Source organism: Mycobacterium sp. TKK-01-0059, from assembly GCF_000709305.1.
Taxonomy (GTDB): domain Bacteria; phylum Actinomycetota; class Actinomycetes; order Mycobacteriales; family Mycobacteriaceae; genus Mycobacterium; species Mycobacterium intracellulare.
Genome location: NZ_KL446993.1, coordinates 3,139,156 through 3,159,280 on the forward strand (window position 1 = coordinate 3,139,156; position 20,125 = coordinate 3,159,280).

The 20,125-nt window shown below is 69.3% G+C and carries 20 protein-coding genes; 13 read left to right on the top strand and 7 right to left on the bottom strand.

Annotated features, from left to right (window positions below):
• Positions 1-169: 169 nt before the first annotated feature.
• A complete protein-coding gene (dapE, locus tag K883_RS15165) occupies positions 170-1,234 on the top strand; it encodes a succinyl-diaminopimelate desuccinylase (protein ID WP_008254596.1) in 1,065 nt (354 codons plus the stop codon).
• Here the strand turns inward: dapE and K883_RS15170 are convergent.
• A complete protein-coding gene (locus K883_RS15170) occupies positions 1,231-3,348 on the bottom strand; it encodes an ATPase AAA (RefSeq protein WP_036454856.1) in 2,118 nt (705 codons plus the stop codon). The two genes, dapE and K883_RS15170, sit on opposite strands and share 4 nt — an antisense overlap.
• An 87-nt stretch (positions 3,349-3,435) precedes the next feature.
• Between K883_RS15170 and K883_RS15175 the strand changes: the two genes are divergently transcribed.
• The 7 genes from K883_RS15175 (at position 3,436) to K883_RS26840 (ending at position 9,197) form a co-directional block, all read left to right on the top strand.
• Positions 3,436-3,999 carry a TIGR00730 family Rossman fold protein gene (locus K883_RS15175; protein WP_008254600.1) on the top strand — a complete coding sequence of 188 codons (564 nt, stop codon included), beginning with the start codon at positions 3,436-3,438 and terminating at the stop codon, positions 3,997-3,999.
• Between the two features lie 75 nt (positions 4,000-4,074).
• The gene (gene fadD6 / locus K883_RS15180; protein WP_008254603.1) at positions 4,075-5,853 is read left to right on the top strand and encodes a long-chain-acyl-CoA synthetase FadD6; all 1,779 of its coding nucleotides are present in this window, start codon (positions 4,075-4,077) and stop codon (positions 5,851-5,853) included.
• Positions 5,854-6,031: 178 nt separating this feature from the next.
• Positions 6,032-6,856, top strand: a complete 825-nt coding sequence (folP, locus tag K883_RS15185) for a dihydropteroate synthase (protein WP_225325637.1) — start codon at positions 6,032-6,034, stop codon at positions 6,854-6,856.
• Entirely contained in the window at positions 6,853-7,851 is a 999-nt protein-coding gene (locus K883_RS15190) for a glucosyl-3-phosphoglycerate synthase (protein ID WP_014379457.1), read from the top strand. Before folP ends, K883_RS15190 begins: the two co-directional genes overlap by 4 nt.
• Positions 7,852-7,910: 59 nt before the next feature.
• On the top strand, positions 7,911-8,273 hold the full coding sequence (locus K883_RS15195) for a DivIVA domain-containing protein (protein ID WP_008254608.1): 363 nt from the start codon (positions 7,911-7,913) through the stop codon (positions 8,271-8,273).
• Positions 8,274-8,275: 2 nt separating this feature from the next.
• A complete protein-coding gene (locus K883_RS15200) occupies positions 8,276-8,857 on the top strand; it encodes a DNA-3-methyladenine glycosylase I (RefSeq protein ID WP_020821914.1) in 582 nt (193 codons plus the stop codon).
• Between the two features lie 166 nt (positions 8,858-9,023).
• Positions 9,024-9,197: a DUF3117 domain-containing protein gene (locus K883_RS26840; RefSeq protein WP_003878471.1), complete on the top strand. Its 174-nt coding sequence runs from the start codon at positions 9,024-9,026 to the stop codon at positions 9,195-9,197.
• A 27-nt stretch (positions 9,198-9,224) separates the two neighbouring features.
• Here K883_RS26840 and glgA read toward each other — a convergent pair whose 3' ends face one another.
• Positions 9,225-10,397 (bottom strand): glycogen synthase, encoded by a 1,173-nt coding sequence (gene glgA / locus K883_RS15205; protein WP_020821915.1) that lies wholly within the window; start codon positions 10,395-10,397, stop codon positions 9,225-9,227.
• Positions 10,398-10,553: 156 nt separating this feature from the next.
• Between glgA and glgC the strand changes: the two genes are divergently transcribed.
• Positions 10,554-11,768, top strand: a complete 1,215-nt coding sequence (glgC, locus tag K883_RS15210; RefSeq protein WP_008254617.1) for a glucose-1-phosphate adenylyltransferase — start codon at positions 10,554-10,556, stop codon at positions 11,766-11,768.
• 113 nt (positions 11,769-11,881) lie between these two features.
• On the opposite strand, the gene K883_RS15215 is transcribed toward glgC, so the two are convergent.
• The 5 genes from K883_RS15215 to K883_RS15235 form a co-directional block, all read right to left on the bottom strand.
• Positions 11,882-12,556, bottom strand: a complete 675-nt coding sequence (locus tag K883_RS15215) for a methyltransferase family protein (RefSeq protein ID WP_009956312.1) — start codon at positions 12,554-12,556, stop codon at positions 11,882-11,884.
• Between the two features lie 7 nt (positions 12,557-12,563).
• Entirely contained in the window at positions 12,564-14,207 is a 1,644-nt protein-coding gene (locus K883_RS15220; protein ID WP_020821916.1) for an ABC transporter permease, read from the bottom strand.
• Entirely contained in the window at positions 14,204-15,169 is a 966-nt protein-coding gene (locus K883_RS15225; RefSeq protein ID WP_014941451.1) for an ABC transporter ATP-binding protein, read from the bottom strand. Before K883_RS15225 ends, K883_RS15220 begins: the two co-directional genes overlap by 4 nt.
• Complete coding sequence (locus K883_RS15230; protein WP_009956308.1) at positions 15,159-15,797, bottom strand: TetR/AcrR family transcriptional regulator; 639 nt, start codon at positions 15,795-15,797, stop codon at positions 15,159-15,161. Before K883_RS15230 ends, K883_RS15225 begins: the two co-directional genes overlap by 11 nt.
• A 72-nt stretch (positions 15,798-15,869) precedes the next feature.
• Positions 15,870-16,538, bottom strand: a complete 669-nt coding sequence (locus tag K883_RS15235) for an O-methyltransferase (protein WP_009956306.1) — start codon at positions 16,536-16,538, stop codon at positions 15,870-15,872.
• A gap of 201 nt (positions 16,539-16,739) precedes the next feature.
• Between K883_RS15235 and sigE the strand changes: the two genes are divergently transcribed.
• From sigE to tatB, 4 genes are all read left to right on the top strand, one after another.
• On the top strand, positions 16,740-17,495 hold the full coding sequence (sigE, locus tag K883_RS15240; protein ID WP_014384063.1) for an RNA polymerase sigma factor SigE: 756 nt from the start codon (positions 16,740-16,742) through the stop codon (positions 17,493-17,495).
• 141 nt (positions 17,496-17,636) lie between these two features.
• The gene (gene rseA / locus K883_RS15245) at positions 17,637-18,032 is read left to right on the top strand and encodes an anti-sigma E factor RseA (RefSeq protein ID WP_020821917.1); all 396 of its coding nucleotides are present in this window, start codon (positions 17,637-17,639) and stop codon (positions 18,030-18,032) included.
• A 154-nt stretch (positions 18,033-18,186) separates the two neighbouring features.
• Positions 18,187-19,701 (top strand): serine protease HtrA, encoded by a 1,515-nt coding sequence (locus K883_RS15250; protein ID WP_014384064.1) that lies wholly within the window; start codon positions 18,187-18,189, stop codon positions 19,699-19,701.
• Complete coding sequence (gene tatB / locus K883_RS15255; RefSeq protein ID WP_020821919.1) at positions 19,702-20,121, top strand: Sec-independent protein translocase protein TatB; 420 nt, start codon at positions 19,702-19,704, stop codon at positions 20,119-20,121.
• The last annotated feature ends 4 nt before the right edge of the window (positions 20,122-20,125 follow it).

Genomic DNA, 20,125 nt, shown 5'->3' on the forward strand with positions numbered 1-20,125 from the left:
GTGGCGACCCGCCGCGCCCGGCTCCGCCGCGCTTGCGATCGCCACTGGGTCAGATGGTGGCGACCCGCCGCGCCCGGCTCCGCCGCGCTTGCGATCGCCACTGGGTCAGATGGTGGCGACCCGCCGCGCCCGGCTCCGCCGCGCTTGCGATCGCCACTACCCTGAGACCGTGCTGGACTTACGCGGGGATCCGATCGCGCTGACCGCGGCGCTGGTCGACATCCCCAGCGAATCGAGGAACGAGGCGCGCCTGGCCGACGAGGTCGAGGCCGCGCTGCGCGCTCAGACCTCCGGCTTCGAGATCGTCCGCAACGGCAACGCCGTGTTGGCGCGAACCCGACACCAGCGGCCGTCGCGGGTGCTGCTGGCCGGCCACCTGGACACCGTCCCGGTGGCCGGAAACCTGCCCAGCCGTCACGAGGGCGGCGAGCTGCACGGCTGCGGCACCGCCGACATGAAATCCGGGGACGCCGTGTTCCTCCATCTCGCCGCCACCGTCGCCGAACCCGTGCACGATCTGACGCTGGTGATGTACGACTGCGAGGAAATCGATGCGGCGGCAAACGGTTTGGGCCGCATCGAACGGGAACTGCCGGACTGGCTGGCCGCCGACGTGGCCATCCTGGGCGAACCGACGGGCGGCTACATCGAAGCCGGTTGCCAGGGCACCCTGCGCGTGGTCGTCAGCGCCACCGGGACCCGCGCCCACTCGGCGCGATCCTGGTTGGGGGACAACGCCATTCACAAACTGGGTGCCGTGCTCGAACGGCTGGCCGCATACCAGGCGCGCAGCGTGGACATCGACGGCTGCACATACCGCGAGGGCTTGTCGGCCGTGCGCATCGACGGCGGGGTGGCGGGCAACGTCATTCCCGATGCGGCCGCGGTGACGGTCAACTTCCGCTTTGCCCCGGACCGGTCGGCGCCCGACGCGCTGCAACACGTGCACGACGTGCTCGCCGGACTGGACGTGCACATCGAACAGACCGACGCCGCGGCCGGGGCGATGCCCGGGCTGTCCCAGCCCGCCGCCAAGGCGTTGGTCGAGGCGGCGGGCGGCAACGTGCGGGCCAAGTACGGCTGGACCGACGTCGCGCGGTTCGCCGCGCTGGGTATACCGGCGGTCAACTTCGGCCCCGGCGACCCGAATTTGGCGCACCGGCGCGACGAACGCGTGGCGGTCGCCAACATCACCGCGGCGGTGGACATGCTGCGCCGCTACCTGGCCGGCTAGCCGCCGCAGCGTCGAGCCTGCGCGGCGGCGTCGGCGGCGGCCGCGTGCATCCCGATCGAGGTCAGCTCGTCCGACACCGCCCGCAACGCCTCGGCATCGCCCGCAGTGAGCGCGCGGGCGTGGGCCAACGCGATTCTGCCCACGACACAATCGATCTCGTCGCAGAGCCGGGCCAACGGATCGCCGGCCCGGCTGTCGCCCAACCGCACGGCCTCGTGCCAGACGCGCACCGCCACGGCCCGCTGACCGCCGCGCTCGGCCGCGCGGGCGGCCTCGCGCGCGGCGGCCACCGCGCCGTGCGAGTCGCGCAGCAACGCCAGCCGCCACGCGCGCGCCACCCCGAGCTCGGGGGCGAACAATGCCGACTTGGTTCCGTGCCGGGATTCGGCCCTGCTCAACGCTTTTGCCGCGGCGGCGGTATCTCCGAGCTGGGACAGCGCGGTGGCCAGCAGCGTCAGCGACAGCGGCCCCCACGAATAGCCGGTGCGTTCCAGGGTGGCGGTCGCCGGGATCAAAATATCTGCCGCGGAAGCGAATTCGCCGCCGGCAAGCAGCACATGCGCCAGCAGCACCTCGCCGATCGCGCGGCCCGGCTGCTGCAGTTCGGCGAAATCGGTGAACTGCCGGGCCAATTGGCGGGCCTCGTCGAGCCTGCCCGCCATCAACAACGTGGTCGTCTGGCCCAGCCCGATGGTGAAGCGCAGCAGCCCGGGATGTTCGGCTCCCAGGGCGCGCTGCGCCAACGGCTCGACGTCACCGAACCGGCCCCGCCGCGCCGCGCACAACGCGGCCGCGCTGCCGGCCCAGGCCACCGCCTGGTCGTCGGCCGACGCCGAGGCCAGCACCTCCTCGGCGACCTTGACCGCGTGCCCGACGTTGCCCGCGTTCATCGCGAAGGTCGCGCTCAGCGCGTCCAGCGTGGTCCGCGGCCCGGCATCCGCGACGCGATTGCGGACGGTCCGCAAGAACGCCGTCGCACGCTCCGGCTCGCTCAGCATCCAGAACTGGTTCGCCGCCCGCAGCAACGCCCACTCCATCAGGGCGGCTTCGGTCAATCCGGCGGAGTCGACGTCGGCCAACAGCGCATCGGCCTCGCGGCCGCGGCCCTGCCATCCCAGCGCGTGCGCGAGCGCGAGCCGCGCCGCCAGCCCGCCGGAGCGCTCGAGCGCCGAGCGGGCCAGCCGCTCGCCCAGCGCCATGTCACCCAGCCTCAGCGCCTGCTGCGCGGCGGCGACGACGTCGGCGGGCCGTCGGCGCGCGTCGCTGTCCAGCGCCAACGACATCACCCGCAGCCGGTCGCTGAGATGCTCGGATGGACGCTGCGACAGCAACGTGACCAGCTCGGTGCGTCGTTGTCGCGCGTCGTCGGGGTCCAGCGCGGCCAGCGTCCGCTCGGCGAACAGCGGGTGGGCCGTGTAGACGACGGGGTCCTCGGAGGCCCCGCCCCGCACCCGGGTCTCGGCGGCGCCCCACTTGACCGCCTCGGCCACCGCGCCGTCGCCGGCCAGCACGGTCAGGTCGGCGAGCGACAGCGGCTCGCACACGGCGAGATACTCCAGCACCGACCGGGCCGGCGCGGGCAACTCGGCGAGGAAGGCGTCCACCTCCGCGGGCGGCGTCGTCCCGCCGGGCGGCTCGATATCCATCCGGTCGAGCAGGCCGTCGCTCCACAGCGCGGCGATCGCATCGGGGGAGGCGTCGGCGCGGGCGGTGACGATCAGCCGCACCGCCCCGGCCCGCGCCAGCTGGTAGACGAGCGTGGCCGACAGCACGTCCAGGTGGTGGGCATCGTCGACGACGAGCAGCAGGTCGTCGCCGCCCAGCGAGGCGCGCGCGGCCCGCAGCAGCGCGGCCGGCTTGCCGATGTCGGCGATCTGCACCAGGTGGCTGAAGGCCCCGAAGGGCACCGCGCGTTCGGTCGGGGTGCCGGTGACCCAGCGGACGAGCGTGTCGGGATGTTGACCGGCGAAGTGCTCGGCGGCCACGCGGGCCAAGGTGGATTTGCCGACGCCGTCGGGCCCCAACACCGCCGCTCCCCGGCCCCCCGCGGCCAACGCCGCATCCAGCCGCTCTGAGGCCGTCGCATGTTGGGGGACGTTCCATCGAATCGGCACTGCCGGATTTTATGGCGCGCGGGCCCGCCGGCACGGCGAAAGCCCCACATATGAGCGGTGATCGCAATTGGTCTACCTTTGGCGGATATGCCCGGGGAACGCGATTCAGCCCGCGAGTGGGCGGTGTGTGTGTACTGCGCGTCCGGTCCGCAGCATCCCGAATTGCTCGGTGTCGCTGCAGAACTCGGCGAGTCGATCGCGGAGCGCGGCTGGACGCTGGTGTGGGGCGGTGGCCGCGTTTCGGCGATGGGCGCGGTGGCGAGCGCGGCGCGGGCCCGCGGGGGCCGGACCGTCGGCGTCATCCCCCAGGTCTTGATGCGGCGCGAGATCGCCGACGCGGACGCCGACGAGCTGATCGTCAGCGACACCCTGCACGAGCGCAAGCAGATCATGGAAGACCGCGCCGACGCGTTCATCGCGCTGCCGGGCGGCATCGGCACCCTCGACGAGTTGCTCGACACCTGGACGACGGCCTACCTCGGTCTCCACGACAAACCCATCGTGCTGCTGGACCCCGTCGGCCACTACGAGGGGCTGTGGACGTGGTTGTGCGGCTTGCTCGACACCGGTTACGTCTCCCAGGTGGCGATGGACCGATTGGTGCTGGTCGACAAGGTGGGCGCGGCGCTGGACGCGTGCGCGCCCGGCTGAGCCCGCCGGCCGGTCCCAGCCCCTACTAGGCTGTCCGCCGAGCTTGACTTTTTCCAAACGAATCGAGGGGATCACGTGTCCGATCGTGACGGGGGAGCGCGCACGGCGGTCAAACTGACCGACATCGCATCTCGGGTGCCGGCCGTGCTGGCCGACCTGCCGGTGATCGCGCGCGGCGTGCTGACCGGGCTGGCGGCCCAGCCGGGGTCCAAGAAATCGATCGGCACGGTGTTCGCCGACCGGGCCGCCCGCTACGGCGACCGGATCTTTTTGCGCTTCGGCGACCAGCAACTGACCTACCGCGACGCCAACGCGGCCGCCAACCGGTACGCCGCGGTGCTGGCCGCCCGCGGCGTCGGCCACGGCGACGTCGTCGCCATCATGCTGCGCAACTCGCCCAACGCCGTGCTGGCCATGCTGGCCGCGGTCAAGTGCGGTGCGGTCGCCGGCATGCTCAACTACCACCAGCGCGGCGAGGTCCTCGCGCACAGCCTCGGCCTGCTGGAGGCCAAGGTGCTCATCGCCGAGACCGATCTGGTCAGCGCCGTGGCGGACTGCGGGGGCTCGGGCGGCACCCAGACGCTGACCGTCGAAGACCTCGAACGGTTCGCGGCGAGCGCCCCGGCCACCAACCCGGCGTCGGCGTCGGCCGTGCACGCCCGGGACACCGCGTTCTACATCTTCACCTCGGGCACAACCGGTTTCCCGAAGGCCAGCGTCATGACGCACCTGCGCTGGCTGAAGGCGCTCGCGGCGTTCGGCGGCATCGGGTTGCGGCTCAAGAGCTCGGACACCCTCTACTGCTGCCTGCCGCTGTACCACAACAACGCGCTGACGGTCGCGTTGTCGTCGGTGATCACGTCGGGAGCGACGCTGGCGCTCGGCAAGTCGTTCTCGGCGTCGAAGTTCTGGGACGAGGTCATCGCCAACGACGCGACGGCGTTCATCTACATCGGCGAGGTGTGCCGGTATCTGCTCAACCAACCGGCCAAGCCGACGGACCGAGCGCACAAGGTCAGGGTGATCGCCGGGAACGGCCTGCGCCCGGAGATCTGGGACGAGTTCACGAAACGGTTCGGCATCGCGCGCGTCTGCGAGTTCTACGCCTCCAGCGAGGGCAACGCCGCGTTCATCAACGTCTTCAACGTGCCCCGCTCCACCGGTGTCTTCCCGATGCCGTTGGCCTACGTCGAGTACGACCCCGACACCGGTGCCCCGCTGCGCGGCGACGACGGGCGCGTGCGCCGGGTGCCGGCCGGGGAGCCGGGCCTGTTGCTCAGCCCGGTCAACCGGCTGCAGCCGTTCGACGGCTACACCGATCCGGAGTCCAGCGAAAAAAAGTTGGTGCGCAACGCTTTTCGTGAGGGCGACTGCTGGTTCAACACCGGCGACGTGATGAGCCCGCAGGGCATGGGACACGCGGCGTTCGTCGACCGGCTGGGCGACACGTTCCGCTGGAAAGGCGAAAACGTGGCCACCACCCAGGTCGAGGCCGCACTGGCATCCGATGACTCCGTCGAGGACTGCACGGTCTTCGGGGTCGAGGTGCCGCGCACCGGCGGTCGCGCCGGGATGGCCGCGGTCAAGCTGCGCGACGGCGCCGAGTTCGACGGGCAGTCGTTGGCCCGCGCCGTCTACGAGCAGCTGCCCGGCTACGCGCTGCCGCTGTTCGTGCGCGTGGTCGAGTCGATCGAGCAGACCACGACCTTCAAGAGCCGCAAGGTGGAGTTGCGCGAGCAGGCCTACGGTCCCGACGTCGAGGACCCGCTCTACGTGCTGGCCGGACGCGACGAGGGCTACGTGCCGTTCTACGACGAGTACCCCGACGAGGTGGCCGAGGGTAAACGCCCGTAGGGCCGGCCGCGCCGATCGGTCGGTCGCGAGCGTAACCACACTGCGAGAGGGCGAGTCGGATTTCACGGTGCCGTCACGCTCGCGACCTGGCACTGCACGCTGTTCGGCGACCAGGCACCATAGACGCGTGCAATCGTCGTTCTGCGGCCGTCCCGTGTCAGCCGATCGCGCGCTGATCATGGCGATCGTCAACCGCACCCCGGACTCGTTCTACGACAGGGGCGCGACCTTCAGCGACGAGGCCGCCCGGGCGGCCGTGCACCGGGCCGTGGCCGACGGCGCCGACGTCATCGACGTGGGCGGCGTCAAGGCCGGCCCGGGCCAAGAGGTCGACGCCGACACCGAGATCGCCCGGCTGGTGCCGTTCATCGAATGGTTGCGCGACGCCTATCCCGACCACGTGATCAGCGCCGATACCTGGCGCTCCGAGGTCGCCAAGGTGGCCTGCGCGGCCGGGGCGGACCTGATCAACGACACCTGGGCCGGCGTCGACCCCGCCCTACCGGAGGTGGCCGCGGAGTTCGGGGCGGGTCTGGTCTGTTCGCACACCGGCAACGCGCAGCCGCGCACGCGCCCGTTCCGGGTGAACTACGGAACCGCCACGCGCGGCGTCGTCGACGACGTGATCGCCCAGGTCACCGCCGCCGCCGAGCGGGCGGTCGCGTGCGGGGTGGCGCGCGACCGAGTACTGATCGACCCGACCCACGACTTCGGCAAGAACACCTTCCACGGGCTGCTGCTGTTGCGGCACGTCGGCGATCTCGTCGATACCGGGTGGCCGGTGCTGATGGCTTTGAGTAACAAGGACTTCGTCGGGGAGACTCTGGGTGTGGAATTGACGGAGCGGCTCGAGGGAACGTTGGCGGCCACCGCGCTGGCCGCGGCCGCCGGTGCGCGGATGTTTCGCGTGCACGAGGTCGCCGCCACCCGCCGGGTGCTGGAAATGGTGGCGTCGATCCAGGGGACGCGCCCGCCGACCCGCACGGTGAGGGGGCTCGCATGACGATGTCGGACCTGGTCGCCGGCGATCTGGCCAGCGACGGGATGCTCGCCGCGAGGCCGGGGGACACCTGGCTGGGCGACCGCAGCTGGAACCGTCCGAGCTGGACCGTCGCCGAGCTGGAGGCGGCCAAGGCCGGGCGGACCATCTCGGTGGTGCTGCCGGCCCTCGACGAGGAAGACACCATCGAGTCGGTGATCGACAGCATCTCACCGCTGGTTGATGGGCTGGTCGACGAGCTGATCGTGTTGGACTCCGGCTCCACCGACGACACCGAGATCCGGGCGGTCGCCGCCGGCGCCCGCGTGGTCAGCCGCGAGCAGGCGCTGCCCGAGGTGCCGATACGGCCCGGCAAGGGCGAGGCGTTGTGGCGGTCGCTGGCGGCCACCCGCGGCGACATCGTGGTGTTCGTCGACTCCGACCTGATCAACCCGCACCCGATGTTCGTGCCGTGGCTCGTCGGCCCCCTGCTCACCTGCCCACCCTCCCGCGGGATTCACCTGGTCAAGAGCTTCTACCGGCGGCCCCTCAACGTCGCCGACGTGGGCGGCAGCGCGGGCGCGACCGGCGGCGGGCGGGTCACCGAGCTGGTGGCCCGGCCGTTGCTCGCGGCGCTGCGCCCCGAGCTGGGCGCAGTGCTGCAGCCGCTGGGTGGCGAATACGCGGCCACCCGCGAATTGCTGACGTCGGTGCCGTTCGCCCCGGGCTACGGCGTGGAGATCGGACTGCTGGTGGACACCTTCGACCGGCTGGGGCTGGACGCGATCGCCCAGGTCAACCTGGGCGTGCGGGAGCACCGCAACCGACCGCTGGCCGAGCTGGGCGCGATGAGCCGCCAGGTCATCGCGACCCTGCTGTCGCGCTGCGGGATCCCCGACTCCGGGGTCGGCCTGACCCAGTTCGTGGCCCACGGGCCCGACGGAGAGGGCTACACCCAGCACACCTCGCCGGTGTCGCTGGCGGACCGGCCGCCGATGCAGGCGATCAGGCCCCGATAGCCGCCGACGCCGTCACGTTGCGCATCGCCGTGTCGGCGGCATAGGGCAGTATCGATCTCGTGGCGTTGGTGTTGCTGTACCTGGTGGTCCTGGTGCTGGTGGCGATCGTCCTGTTCGGCGCGGCCAGCCTGTTGTTCGGTCGCGGCGAGCAGCTGCCGCCCCTGCCCCGGGGGACGACGGCGACCGTGCTGCCGGCCTACGGGGTGACCGGCTCCGACGTCGACGCCGTCAAGTTCACCCAGACGCTGCGCGGATACAAGACCAGCGAGGTGGACTGGGTGCTGGACCGCCTCGCCCGCGAGCTGGAGGCCCTGCGCGGCCAGCTGGCCTCGGTCGTGGAGGCGCACGCCGCGCCCGCCGCCGACCAGGACACCGAGGACGATTCGGCGGAACCCGGCGAGGGCGAGGATCGTCAGGACTGAATGTGAGCGAAGACGAGCTGGTTCGGTGCAGCTGGCCGGCCATTCGGCCCGGGCCGGACTTCGAGATGTACCGCGATTACCACGACCAGGAATGGGGCCGCCCGCTGCACGACGGGGTGGCCCTGTTCGAACGGATGAGCCTGGAGGCCTTTCAGAGCGGCCTGTCGTGGCTGATCATCCTGCGCAAGCGGGAGAATTTCCGGCGCGCGTTCTCCGGGTTCGACATCACGACGGTCGCCGAGTACGGCGACGGCGACGTGCAGCGGCTGATGGCCGATCAGGGAATCGTGCGCAACCGCGCCAAGATTGACGCGACGATCGCCAACGCGCGCGCGGCCGCGGAGCTGGGTACTCCGGCGGACCTGGCGGAGCTGCTGTGGTCGTTTGCGCCGTCGCCCCGGTCACGCCCGGCCGACGCATCCGAAATTCCCTCGGCCACTGACGAATCGAAGGCCATGGCCCGTGAACTCAAGCGGCGCGGGTTCCGCTTCGTCGGTCCGACCACCGCCTACGCGTTGATGCAGGCAACCGGCATGGTCGACGACCATATCAGGGGTTGCTGGGTGCCCGCGACCGCCCGCTGAGCACACAGTTGTGGGTCTTTGTACGAGCGGTGACCTGGATAGGGAACAATGGAGGGGTGATAAGTCAGTTCGTGGCCGGGCATGGCTTGAAGTTCGCTGGCCGGGCGTGCTCGGTGCCGACCAGGTCCGCGCGGGCGGGCCAGCTCGAACCTGGAGGGAGCACTCGATGGCGGCGATGAAGCCCCGGACCGGAGACGGTCCTCTTGAAGCAACGAAGGAGGGGCGCGGCATCGTGATGCGGGTACCACTTGAAGGTGGAGGTCGACTGGTCGTCGAGCTGACGCCCGACGAAGCCGCTGCCCTCGGTGACGAACTCAAGGGCGTCACAAGCTCCAGCTAGGGCTTGCCGCCGAACGATTCGGCGGTGCTACGCACACACCTTCCGATAGATCTCCAGGGTCTGCTCGGCGACGTGGGCCCACGAGAACTCCTCGACGCAGCGTTGGCGTCCTGCCTTGCCGTAGCGCTGCGCTTTTCCGCGGTCGGCGACGAGCTCGTTGACCGCCTCGGCCAGTCCGGCCCGATAGCCCGCCACATCGCCGGGGTCGTAATGCACCAAAGTCCCGGTGACCCCGTCGGCGACCACCTCCGGGATCCCGCCCACATCCGAGGCCACCACCGCGGCCCCGCAGGCCATCGCCTCCAGATTCACGATGCCCAACGGCTCATACACCGACGGGCACACGAAAACCGATGCGGCCGACAAGATTTCGCGCAACTCGCCGATGGGAAGCATTTCCCGGATCCAGAAGACGCCGGTGCGTGCGCGGGCCAGGCCGGCGACCGCATCCCGAATCTCCTCGGCGATCTCCGGGGTGTCGGGCGCCCCGGCGCACAGCAGCACCTGCGCCTCCGGGCTGAACCGGTGGGCGGCCGCCACCAGGTGTGCGACGCCCTTCTGCCGGGTGATGCGGCCCACGAACACCACCAGGGGACGGTCCGGATCGACACCCAGTGCGGCCAGCATCGACTCGCCCTGCGATGGGGCCGCCGGGCACCACACGTCGGTGTCGACGCCGTTGCGGATGACGTGCACGGCTCCGGGATCCAGCGCGGGGTAGACGCGCAGGATGTCCTCGCGCATCGCGGAGCTCACCGCGATGACCGCGTCGGCGGCCAGCGCCGCGGTGTGTTCGACCCAGGTCGAGATCCGGTAGCCCCCGCCGAGTTGTTCGGCCTTCCACGGGCGCAGCGGCTCGAGCGAATGCGCGGTCAACACGTGCGGGACGTCATAGAGCAGCGCGGCCAGGTGCCCGGCCATGCCGGTGTACCAGGTGTGTGAATGCACCACGGTGGCCGCCGACGCCGCGTTGGCCATCAGCAGGTCGGCGGACAGCGTCGTCATCGCCGCGTTGGCGCCCTGCAACCGCGGGTCGGGCTGGTGCACCTGCACGCCCTGGGCGCCCGGCCGGGGTGCCCCCATGCAATGCACGTCCACCGCGCACAGCCGGCGCAATTGGCTGACGAGTTCGGTGACGTGTACGCCCGCCCCTCCGTAGACCTCTGGGGGGTATTCCCGAGTCATCATCGCCACCCGCATACCCGCACGGTAGTTCCGCGACGGGGAGGGCCGCGAGCCGGGCGGCACCCTCGGTGCGCCCGCGCAGCCAAATACCTTGACGGACAGCCCCACAGAACGCGGGCAATAGCCCCTTCCCCCTGGCAGCGTTTCGCGGCGGCCGATAGGTTTGACACCATGAGGGAAGCACCACACGTGCTGGGCATCGTCCTGGCCGGCGGTGAGGGCAAGCGGCTGTATCCGCTGACCGCGGATCGCGCGAAGCCCGCGGTTCCCTTCGGGGGCGCCTATCGGCTGATCGACTTCGTGCTGTCCAACCTCGTCAACGCCCGCTATTTGCGGATCTGCGTTCTGACGCAGTACAAGTCGCATTCACTGGACCGACACATTTCACAGAACTGGCGGTTGTCCGGCTTGGCCGGTGAGTACATCACCCCGGTGCCCGCGCAGCAGCGGCTCGGTCCGCGCTGGTACACCGGTTCGGCCGACGCGATCTACCAGTCGCTCAATCTGATCTACGACGAAGACCCCGACTACATAGTGGTTTTCGGCGCCGACCACGTGTACCGGATGGATCCCGAGCAGATGGTCCGGTTCCACATCGACAGCGGGGCGGGCGCGACCGTCGCCGGCATCCGGGTGCCGCGCAGCGAGGCCACCGCGTTCGGGTGTATCGACTCCGACGAGTCCGGGCGCATCCGCCAATTCGTGGAGAAGCCGCTGGATCCGCCCGGCACCCCGGACGACCCCGAGACGACGTTCGTGTCGATGGGCAATTACATCTTCACCACCAAGGTGCTCATCGACGCGATCCGCGCGGACGCCGACGACGACCATTCCGATCACGACATGGGTGGTGACATCATCCCGCGACTGGTCGACGACGGGATGGCCGCGGTGTACGACTTCAGCGACAACGAGGTGCCCGGCGCGACCGACCGTGACCGGGCCTACTGGCGTGACGTCGGAACGCTCGACGCGTTCTACGACGCACACATGGACCTGGTGTCGGTGCATCCGGTGTTCAACCTCTACAACAAGCGCTGGCCGATCCGCGGCGAGTCGGAGAACCTGGCGCCGGCCAAGTTCGTCAACGGCGGTTCCGCGCAGGAGTCGGTGGTGGGCGCCGGCAGCATCATCTCGGCGGCCTCGGTGCGCAACTCGGTGCTTTCGTCCAACGTCGTGGTCGACGACGGCGCGATCGTGGAGGGCAGCGTGATCATGCCCGGCGCTCGCGTCGGCCGTGGCGCGGTGGTGCGCCACGCGATCCTGGACAAGAACGTCGTCGTGGGGCCGGGCGAGATGGTCGGGGTGGACCTGGAGAAGGACCGCGAGCGCTTCGCGATCAGCGCCGGCGGTGTGGTCGCGGTGGGCAAGGGCGTCTGGATCTAGCTCGGTCAGGCACCGCGAACCGTGCTTCGGCGCCGACATTGCGAAAGTTGTTGATCCGCAACATCGTCGCGCCTGGTGGCGCCGACGCCGGGCTAATACCCTCGGCGCGCCGGCTACCAGAGGTAGGGAACCAACCGGTAGCGCACGCGCTCGGCGTATTCGCGGTACCCGGGCAATTCGTCGAAGAGGAGCTTCTCTTCGTCGAACATGCGCAGCGCGAGCACGATGGTGCCGGGGATGACGAAGAGCAGCCCCCAATACGAGTCGAGCGCCAGGGGGATACCGATCATCATGATCACGTTTCCGACGTACATCGGATGGCGCACGAATCGATACAGGCCACCGGACACCAAGGTCTGGTCCGCTTCCACCGTGACCGTGGCGCCGGCATAGTTGTTCTGGACGATCACCAGCATGGCGATGCCGAGCCCGGTCGCCACCAGCAGATCGCCGAGCAGCGACAGCCAGACCGGTACCGACGACCAGCCGAACCGATGATCGAGCGCGCTGAACACCATCGTCGCGAAGAGACCCAGGAACGAGGCGGTGATGATGAACTTCTGCGAGGTTCGGGGTTCGGCCCGCGGGCCGGCACGCATGCGCCGCTGCAGGGCCGCGGGGTTGGCCCTGCTCAGGTAGACCGTGGGCACGATGGTCGCCACCGTGAACACGGCGATGAAAACCCACGCCTGCCAGTAGTGCAGCGTGCCCGCCGGCAAGAGCAGGATCAACACCCACGAGAGAATGCCTCCGAGGGATGTCGTCGTCACGCGGATCCCGGTTTTCATCTCGCTCCTAGCAGCGTAGATCGCGGCGCCGAAAAGCCAGGGCGCCCAGAATTACCAACCCTACGTCGATGGCCAGTAGGCATAGCAAGGGCACGGCGGTGAAATCGGCGCCAATTCTCGGGATGTGCCCGAACGGTTCCACGTCGAGCAACCACTGCGGGAACCGGGCCAACGATCCGATCAGGTACAGAGCGATGAAACCGATCAGCACGCCCCAGGCCACCGGTGTGAACCGCGGCGCGACGCCGAATACGCAGACCGTCACGGCCGACAACAGCCAGACGGCCGGGAGTTGGACCGCCGCGCTTGCGACGACCATCGCGAGTTTGCCGCCCACATCGCCGGCCGCGATGCCGTAGACAACTCCGGCGGTTACCCCGCAGGCCAGCATCGCGAGCGCGGATCCGCCCAGCGCGGTCACCAAATGGCTCGCGAGCCAACGAGTTCGCGACACCGCGCCGGCCAGCACCGTTTCGGCTCGCTGGCTGGATTCTTCCTGGTGCAACCGCAACGTGAGCGAAACGGCGAACGCGGCGGCCACCATGCCCATCATGGCGAAAGCCACGGCGATGAAGGCCTGCTCGAGGGCGCTGGTGCCGCCCATCCGCGCGACGATATCGCGGGCCGGACCGCTGTCGCCCAGCTCGTCACCGATGCCGTGCACCACGCTGCCCACCAGCAACCCGTATAGGCACAGTCCGACCGTCCACAACAGCAGCGCGGCCCGGTCGAGACGCCACGTCAGCCCGAACGCGTTGCCCAGCGCCGGCGCGGCGGTCGCGGGACCGGGCCGCTCCGCGATGAGCCCCGCGCCGACGTCACGGCCGGCGAGCAGCCAATACGCCACCATGGTCAACGCGGACGCCGTGACCAGGTGCAGCAGCAGCACCCACCAGCGATCACCCGCATACGGTTTGACCAGTAGCGACCACCCCAGCGGAGACAGCCACGACAGTGTGCCCGACCCGGCGTCGCCGACGGCGCGCAGCGTGAACGCGGTTCCCAGGACGGCGAACGCGGCACCGCGGGCGAACCTGGCGCTGGGCGACAACTGCGCGGTCACCGCGGCGACCGCGGTGAACACCAGGCCGGAGCAGGCCAGCGCCGCACCGAACGCCAGTGACCCGGCCGCCGGGACGTCGGTGCTCAGCAGGCCGGCCGCGCCGATCGCGCCGGTGCCGAGCGAGGCCCCGAAAGACAGCAGCAGCGCCGCGCTCAGGCTGGCGTAGCGACCGATCGCGGTCGAGTCCACCAACTCGGTCCGTCCGTTCTCCTCGTCGGCGCGGGTGTGCCGGATCATCGTGAGGATGACGGCCACCGCGATCAGCACGTGGAACATCCCGGCCTTCCAAATCCCCACGGCGCCAAGGCTGTCGCTGTAGACCTGGCCATACAGCGCACGCTGGGCCGGGCTGGCCATGATGGAGGCGGCGAACCCGGCACGGGCGGCCTCGGTGGGGTAGATCTTTTCGATGCTGCCGACGTACACCGTCGCCAGCGGCACCGACAGCAGAAACACCCACAGCGGCAACGAGAGCCGATCCCGGCGCAGGTATAGCCGCAACATCGCAAGCGTTCCGGAGAAGTTCGAACTGCGCTGGGGCGCAGGCGATGCCGACGCGTGAGGCCGGTCCAGTGTGGTCGCGCTCATGACAACGACACCTTTTGCGCATCGCGCCCGTGCCGGCCGTCGCCGCCGGACGCGTCTCCGGACGTGTCATAGTGGCGCAAGAAGAGCTCTTCGAGCGTCGGCGGCTGGCTGACGAGACTGCTCACGCCGGCGTCACCGAGCACGCGGATGAGCTCACCCAGGCTTTCGCTATCGACCTGGGCGCGCAGCGTATTACCCTCGACGCTGATGTCCTCGACGCCCTTGATCCGCCTGAGATCGCCCGGATCGCCGATCATTTCGGCCCTGATCGAGGTGCGGCTCAGATGCCGCATGGAGCTCAGCGAACCACTTTCGATGGTCTTGCCCGCCCGGATGATCGTCACGCGTTCGCACAACGCTTCCGTTTCGGCCAGGATGTGGCTGGACAACAACACCGTCGTGCCCCGGTCACGGGCCTGCGCCACGCACTGTTGAAACACGTTCTCCATCAGCGGGTCCAGTCCACTGCTGGGCTCGTCCAGGAGCAACAGCCTGGCATGGGACGAGAACGCCGAGATGAGGGAGACCTTCTGGCGGTTGCCCTTCGAATACGTGCGGGCCTTCTTGTGCGGGTCCAAATCGAAGCGCTCGATCAGCTCCGCGCGGCGCCGCTTGTCGATGCCGCCGCGCATGCGGGCCAGCAGGTCGATGGTCTCTCCACCTGTCAGCGACGGCCACAGCGTCACATCACCAGGAACGTAAGCGATTTGACGATGCAGCGCAACGGATTGGGTCCAGGGATCACCGCCCAGCAACCGCACGCTACCGCTGTCGGCCTTCACCAGGCCCAGCAGGATGCGGATCGTGGTGGACTTCCCGGCGCCGTTGGGGCCGAGGAATCCGTGGACCTCCCCCTCTCGCACAGTGAGATCGAGGCCGTCCAGCGCCTGCACCGCGCCGAATCTCTTGGTGAGGCCCCGGATTTCGACAGGGGCGGAGCCGACTGAATTTTCAGGTGCCATGGAATTCTCCTTGATCTTCGGCAGCCAGGAACGCGTCGTACATGGTCCGGTCGGTCAGCAGCCCTTCGGTATAGACCTCGAGGGCGGGCAGGATCATGTCGCGCGAGTAGTCGCGCAGCACCGCGCGCAGATCCGTTGGTGTGTCGTGCATTTGGATGTAGAGCAGGAATCCGCCGCCTCCGGTGATCGCCAGATACTTGGCCCGGGCCTGGGGATCGCGGCTGGGTTTGATCGTCCCTGCGCGCACGCCCTCTTCCATGTACCCTTCCGTGTTGTCAATCATCCTGCGCCACATCATGTTCGCTAGATCGCCGCCGGTCTGCATGCTGCGCACCAGGTATGCCATCAGTGGTGCGTAGTCCTCGATCTCTGCCAACTGGGCGAACCAGGTGGCCGGGTCGTTGGACTGGATAGCCTCGGACTTGGTGTTGCGGATCTTTTCGGCGATGTAGTCCTCGCAGGCCTTGCGCAGGCCCTCCTTGGAGCCGAAGTGGTGGATCACCAGCGCGGCACTCACGCCCGCCGCTTCGGCGATGGCGCGAAGCCCGACACCGAACCCGTGCTCGCCGAACTGCTCGATGGCCGCATCGCGGATCCGGGCGGCGGCCGTCAGGTCGGCTGAACGCATGTTCAGTACACTAAACATGCGTTCAGCCCGCGGTCAAGGACGACCCGCGTCAAGAATTCGTAAAAGTGCGAATCAGTCGCGAACGGCGGCCAGGATGCCGTCGCCGAGCGGCACCAGCGCCGGGGTGAGCCGCTCGTCCTCGGCGATGAGGCGGGCCGCCTCGCGCACCGCCACCACCTCGGCGTCGCGGGCGGTCGGATCGCCGGCCCGCCCGCCCAGTGCGGCCCGGTGCACCACGATCACGCCGCCCGGGCGCAGCAACCGGACGCCCTCGACGACGTAGTCCGGCTGATCGATCGGGTCGGCGTCGATGAACACCAGGTCATAGGACTCGTCGGCGAGCCGGGTGAGCACCTCTTGGGCGCGGCCGCCGATCAGCCGGCTGCGCGACGGTCCGATGCCCGCCTCGCTGAACGCCTGCTTGGCCAGCCGCAGGTATTCGGGCTCGATGTCGATCGTGGTCAAGACGCCGTCGTCGCTCATGCCCGACAGCAACCACAAGCCGCTGACGCCGGCGCCGGTGCCCACTTCGGCGACGGCCTTGCCGCCGCTCAGCTTCGTAAGCATGCTCAACAACGCCCCGACGGCCGGCGTCACCGCGCCCGCCCCGATGTCGACGGCCCGCTCCCGGGCGGCGGCCAGCAGCGCGTCCTCCGATATCGATCCCTCGGCGTGGGCAAACAGCGATTCGGCCCGGCTGGGCGCCGTGTGGCCAGGGGCTTCTGCGTCGGTGCCGTCCATGCCCGCAGCGTATTCCAATTCATCGCACGAACGGACAGGCGCGCCTGAACCGCACGCTGGCGACACGCCCAAGAGGCCCGGCGCGTTTAAGGTCACCGCGCGGTGGATATTTCCTGCACAACGCAGGGCAAGAAACGGTTTCTCAGGCGCAGCTCAGATTGTTCATATACCGCACATACGCCGATACGCGACGGTGTCCGTATGGATCGCGGAGCGCGTTGGACGGGGAATACCGAATGGCAGCTGCCTGTTGCCGTCAATGACGAAGTGCCACTGGGTGGCGCACCCGATTCGGAGGAATTGATTATCACCACTCTTCTCAGTCCGTCCAGCATGTCGCACGCGCAAGAGCGCCCCACCGACGAGTGGGTGGAGCCCTCGGACGTCCCGCAGGGGACCGCAGTTTTCGACGCGACCGGGGACAAGGCGGCCATGCCGTCGTGGGACGAGCTGGTACGCCAGCACGCCGACCGGGTGTACCGGCTGGCCTACCGGCTTTCCGGCAATCAGCACGACGCCGAGGACCTCACCCAGGAGACCTTCATCCGGGTCTTCCGGTCCGTGCAGAACTATCAGCCGGGAACGTTCGAAGGGTGGCTGCACCGCATCACCACCAACCTCTTCCTCGACATGGTGCGCCGACGCGCGCGCATCCGGATGGAGGCGCTGCCCGAGGATTACGAGCGGGTGCCCGCCGACGAGCCCAACCCCGAGCAGATCTATCACGATTCACGGCTGGGGCCCGATTTGCAGGCCGCGCTCGATTCGCTGCCGCCGGAATTTCGCGCGGCCGTCGTCCTGTGCGACATCGAAGGCCTGTCCTACGAGGAGATCGGTGCCACCCTGGGCGTGAAGCTCGGGACCGTCCGCAGCCGCATCCACCGCGGACGCCAAGCCTTGCGGGACTACCTGGCCGCCCACTCCGGTCGGCAGGAACTGCGCGCCCAGTCGGCGTAGGCAGCGTCGCCCGCCTGTTTCGGCAGCGGAGCGATCAGGTAGATATTCAGCGGCTTTGCGCCCGTAGCTGCGGTATTGCGCACCGGCTCGCGCTACATTCGAGAGGAGGCGGCAATGAGAATGAGTGGCAAGGAGCTGGTAATGCCCGATCGAGGACATGTGTTCCGCCGCGCGTTCTCCTGGCTTCCCGCCCAGTTCGCCTCCCAGAGCGACGCGCCCGTGGGCGCACCCCGCCAGTTCGGTTCCACCGAGCACCTGTCCGTCGAAGCAATCGCCGCGTTCGTCGACGGCGAGTTGCGGATGAACGCTCACCTGCGGGCCGCGCATCACCTGTCGATGTGCCCCCAGTGCGCGGCCGAGGTCGACGATCAGAGTCGGACGCGCGCGGCGCTGCGCGACTCCCACCCCATCCGCATCCCCAGCACGCTGCTCGGCATGCTGGCCGAAATTCCCTACGACTCGCGCGACGACTCGACCGCGCCGGCCTCCGACCCCTTCGCCGACCGCGAGGCCCGCGAGCGGCGCAAGCGCCGATAGTCGGACCCGCTGCGCACTCGCCCCACACGCTCGTTCATGTCGCCCTACGGCGCGCCGTGGATACTAGGGTGGACACGGACAACGCCGGTGCCGCGTATCTCGGCCGGTAAAGGCCCGTCTCGCGCGCTCAAGTAGAGGATCCAAAAGGGATAACGTGACGTCCGACCAAGGCTTCGACCGAAGCAATGACAGCGGCAACCGCCTGGCGCCGCGCCCCGTCTCGCGTCCGCCGGTCGACCCCGCATCGCGTCGGGAGTTCAGTCGTCCCGACGGGTTGCGCGGGTCGTTCGTGGCCGAGCGCGTCCGCCCGCAGAAGTACCGGGACCAGGCCGAATTCCGGCCGAGCGATCGTCCGGCCGACCCCGTCCTCGAGGAGGCGTTCCACCGGCCGGAGGGCAGCTCCGATTCGCTGCAACGCCACCCCGTGGACGTGGGCGCGCTGGCCGCCGAGAAAAACGGCGGGGAGCCCGACGAGCTGGACGACCCCTGGCGGGACCCGGGGGCCGCGGCGGCCCTAGGAACGCCGGCGGTCGCGCCATCGACGTCGCGCTCCGCCCTGGGCTACGGCGGCAAACTGGGCGTGCGCGACGTGCTGTTCGGCGGCCGGGTGTCCTACCTCGCGCTGCTCGTGTTGGCGCTCATCGCGTTGGTCATCGGCCTCGTCGGCGGGGTGGTGGGCCGCAAGACGGCCGAGGTCGCCGAGGCGTTCACCACCTCCAAGGTGACGCTGTCGACCAACGGCAACGGGGAAGGCCCGGCCGGGCGCTTCGCCAAGGTGGCGTCGGCGACCGCGAACTCCGTGGTGACCATCGAGTCCAAGAGTGACCAGGAGGGCATGCAGGGCTCCGGCGTCGTCATCGACGGGCGTGGCTACATCGTCACCAACAACCACGTCATCTCCGAAGCGGCGAACAACCCCAGCCAGTTCAAGACCACCGTGGTGTTCAACGACGGCAAGGAAGTGCCCGCCAACCTGGTCGGGCGCGACCCCAAGACCGACCTGGCGGTGATCAAGGTCGACAACGTCGACAACCTGAGCGTGGCGCGCCTGGGCGATTCCGACAAGGTGCGGGTGGGTGACGAGGTCCTCGCCGCGGGTGCGCCGCTGGGGCTGCGCAGCACCGTGACGCACGGCATCATCAGCGCGCTGCACCGGCCGGTTCCGCTGTCCGGGGAGGGCTCGGACACCGACACGGTGATCGACGCCCTGCAGACCGACGCGTCGATCAACCACGGCAACTCGGGTGGCCCGCTGATCGACATGGATTCCCAGGTGATCGGCATCGACACCGCGGGTAAGTCGTTGTCGGACAGCGCAAGTGGGCTCGGCTTCGCGATCCCGATCAACGAGGCCAAGGAAGTCGCCCAGACCTTGATCCGGGACGGAAAGATCGTGCATCCGACGCTGGGCGTCAGCACCCGCTCGGTGAGCAACGCGATCGCCTCCGGCGCCCAGGTCGCCAACGTGAAGGCGGGAAGTCCGGCGCAGAAGGGCGGCGTCCTGGAAAACGACGTCGTCGTCAAGGTGGGTAACCGCAAGGTTGCCGACGCCGACGAGTTCGTGGTCGCGGTGCGGCAGCTGACCATCGGCCAGGATTCCCCGATCGAGGTGGTCCGCGATGGCCGCCACGTCACCCTGACGGTGAAACCGGACCCGGATAACGGCTAGATGTTCGCCAACGTCGGCTGGGGAGAGATGCTCGTCCTCGTCGTGGTCGGGTTGGTGGTCCTCGGCCCCGAACGGCTCCCCGGCGCCATCCGATGGTCGGCCAACGCGCTGCGTCAGGCGCGCGATTACCTCAGCGGTGTGACCAGTCAGCTGCGCGAGGACCTCGGGCCCGAGTTCGACGACCTGCGGGGCCCGCTCAGCGAATTGCAGAAGCTGCGCGGCATGACCCCCCGCGCCGCGCTCACCAAGCACCTGCTGGACGGCGACGACTCGTTTCTGACCGGAAACTTCGACAAGCCGGTGAACGGCGCCCCGCCGGAGACGCCGCCACCCGCGCCTCCCACGCCGGCGAACGGCCAGACGCGTGGGGCGGAACAGCAGACGGGCGACCGCACGCCGTTCGACACCGACGCGACCTGAACCG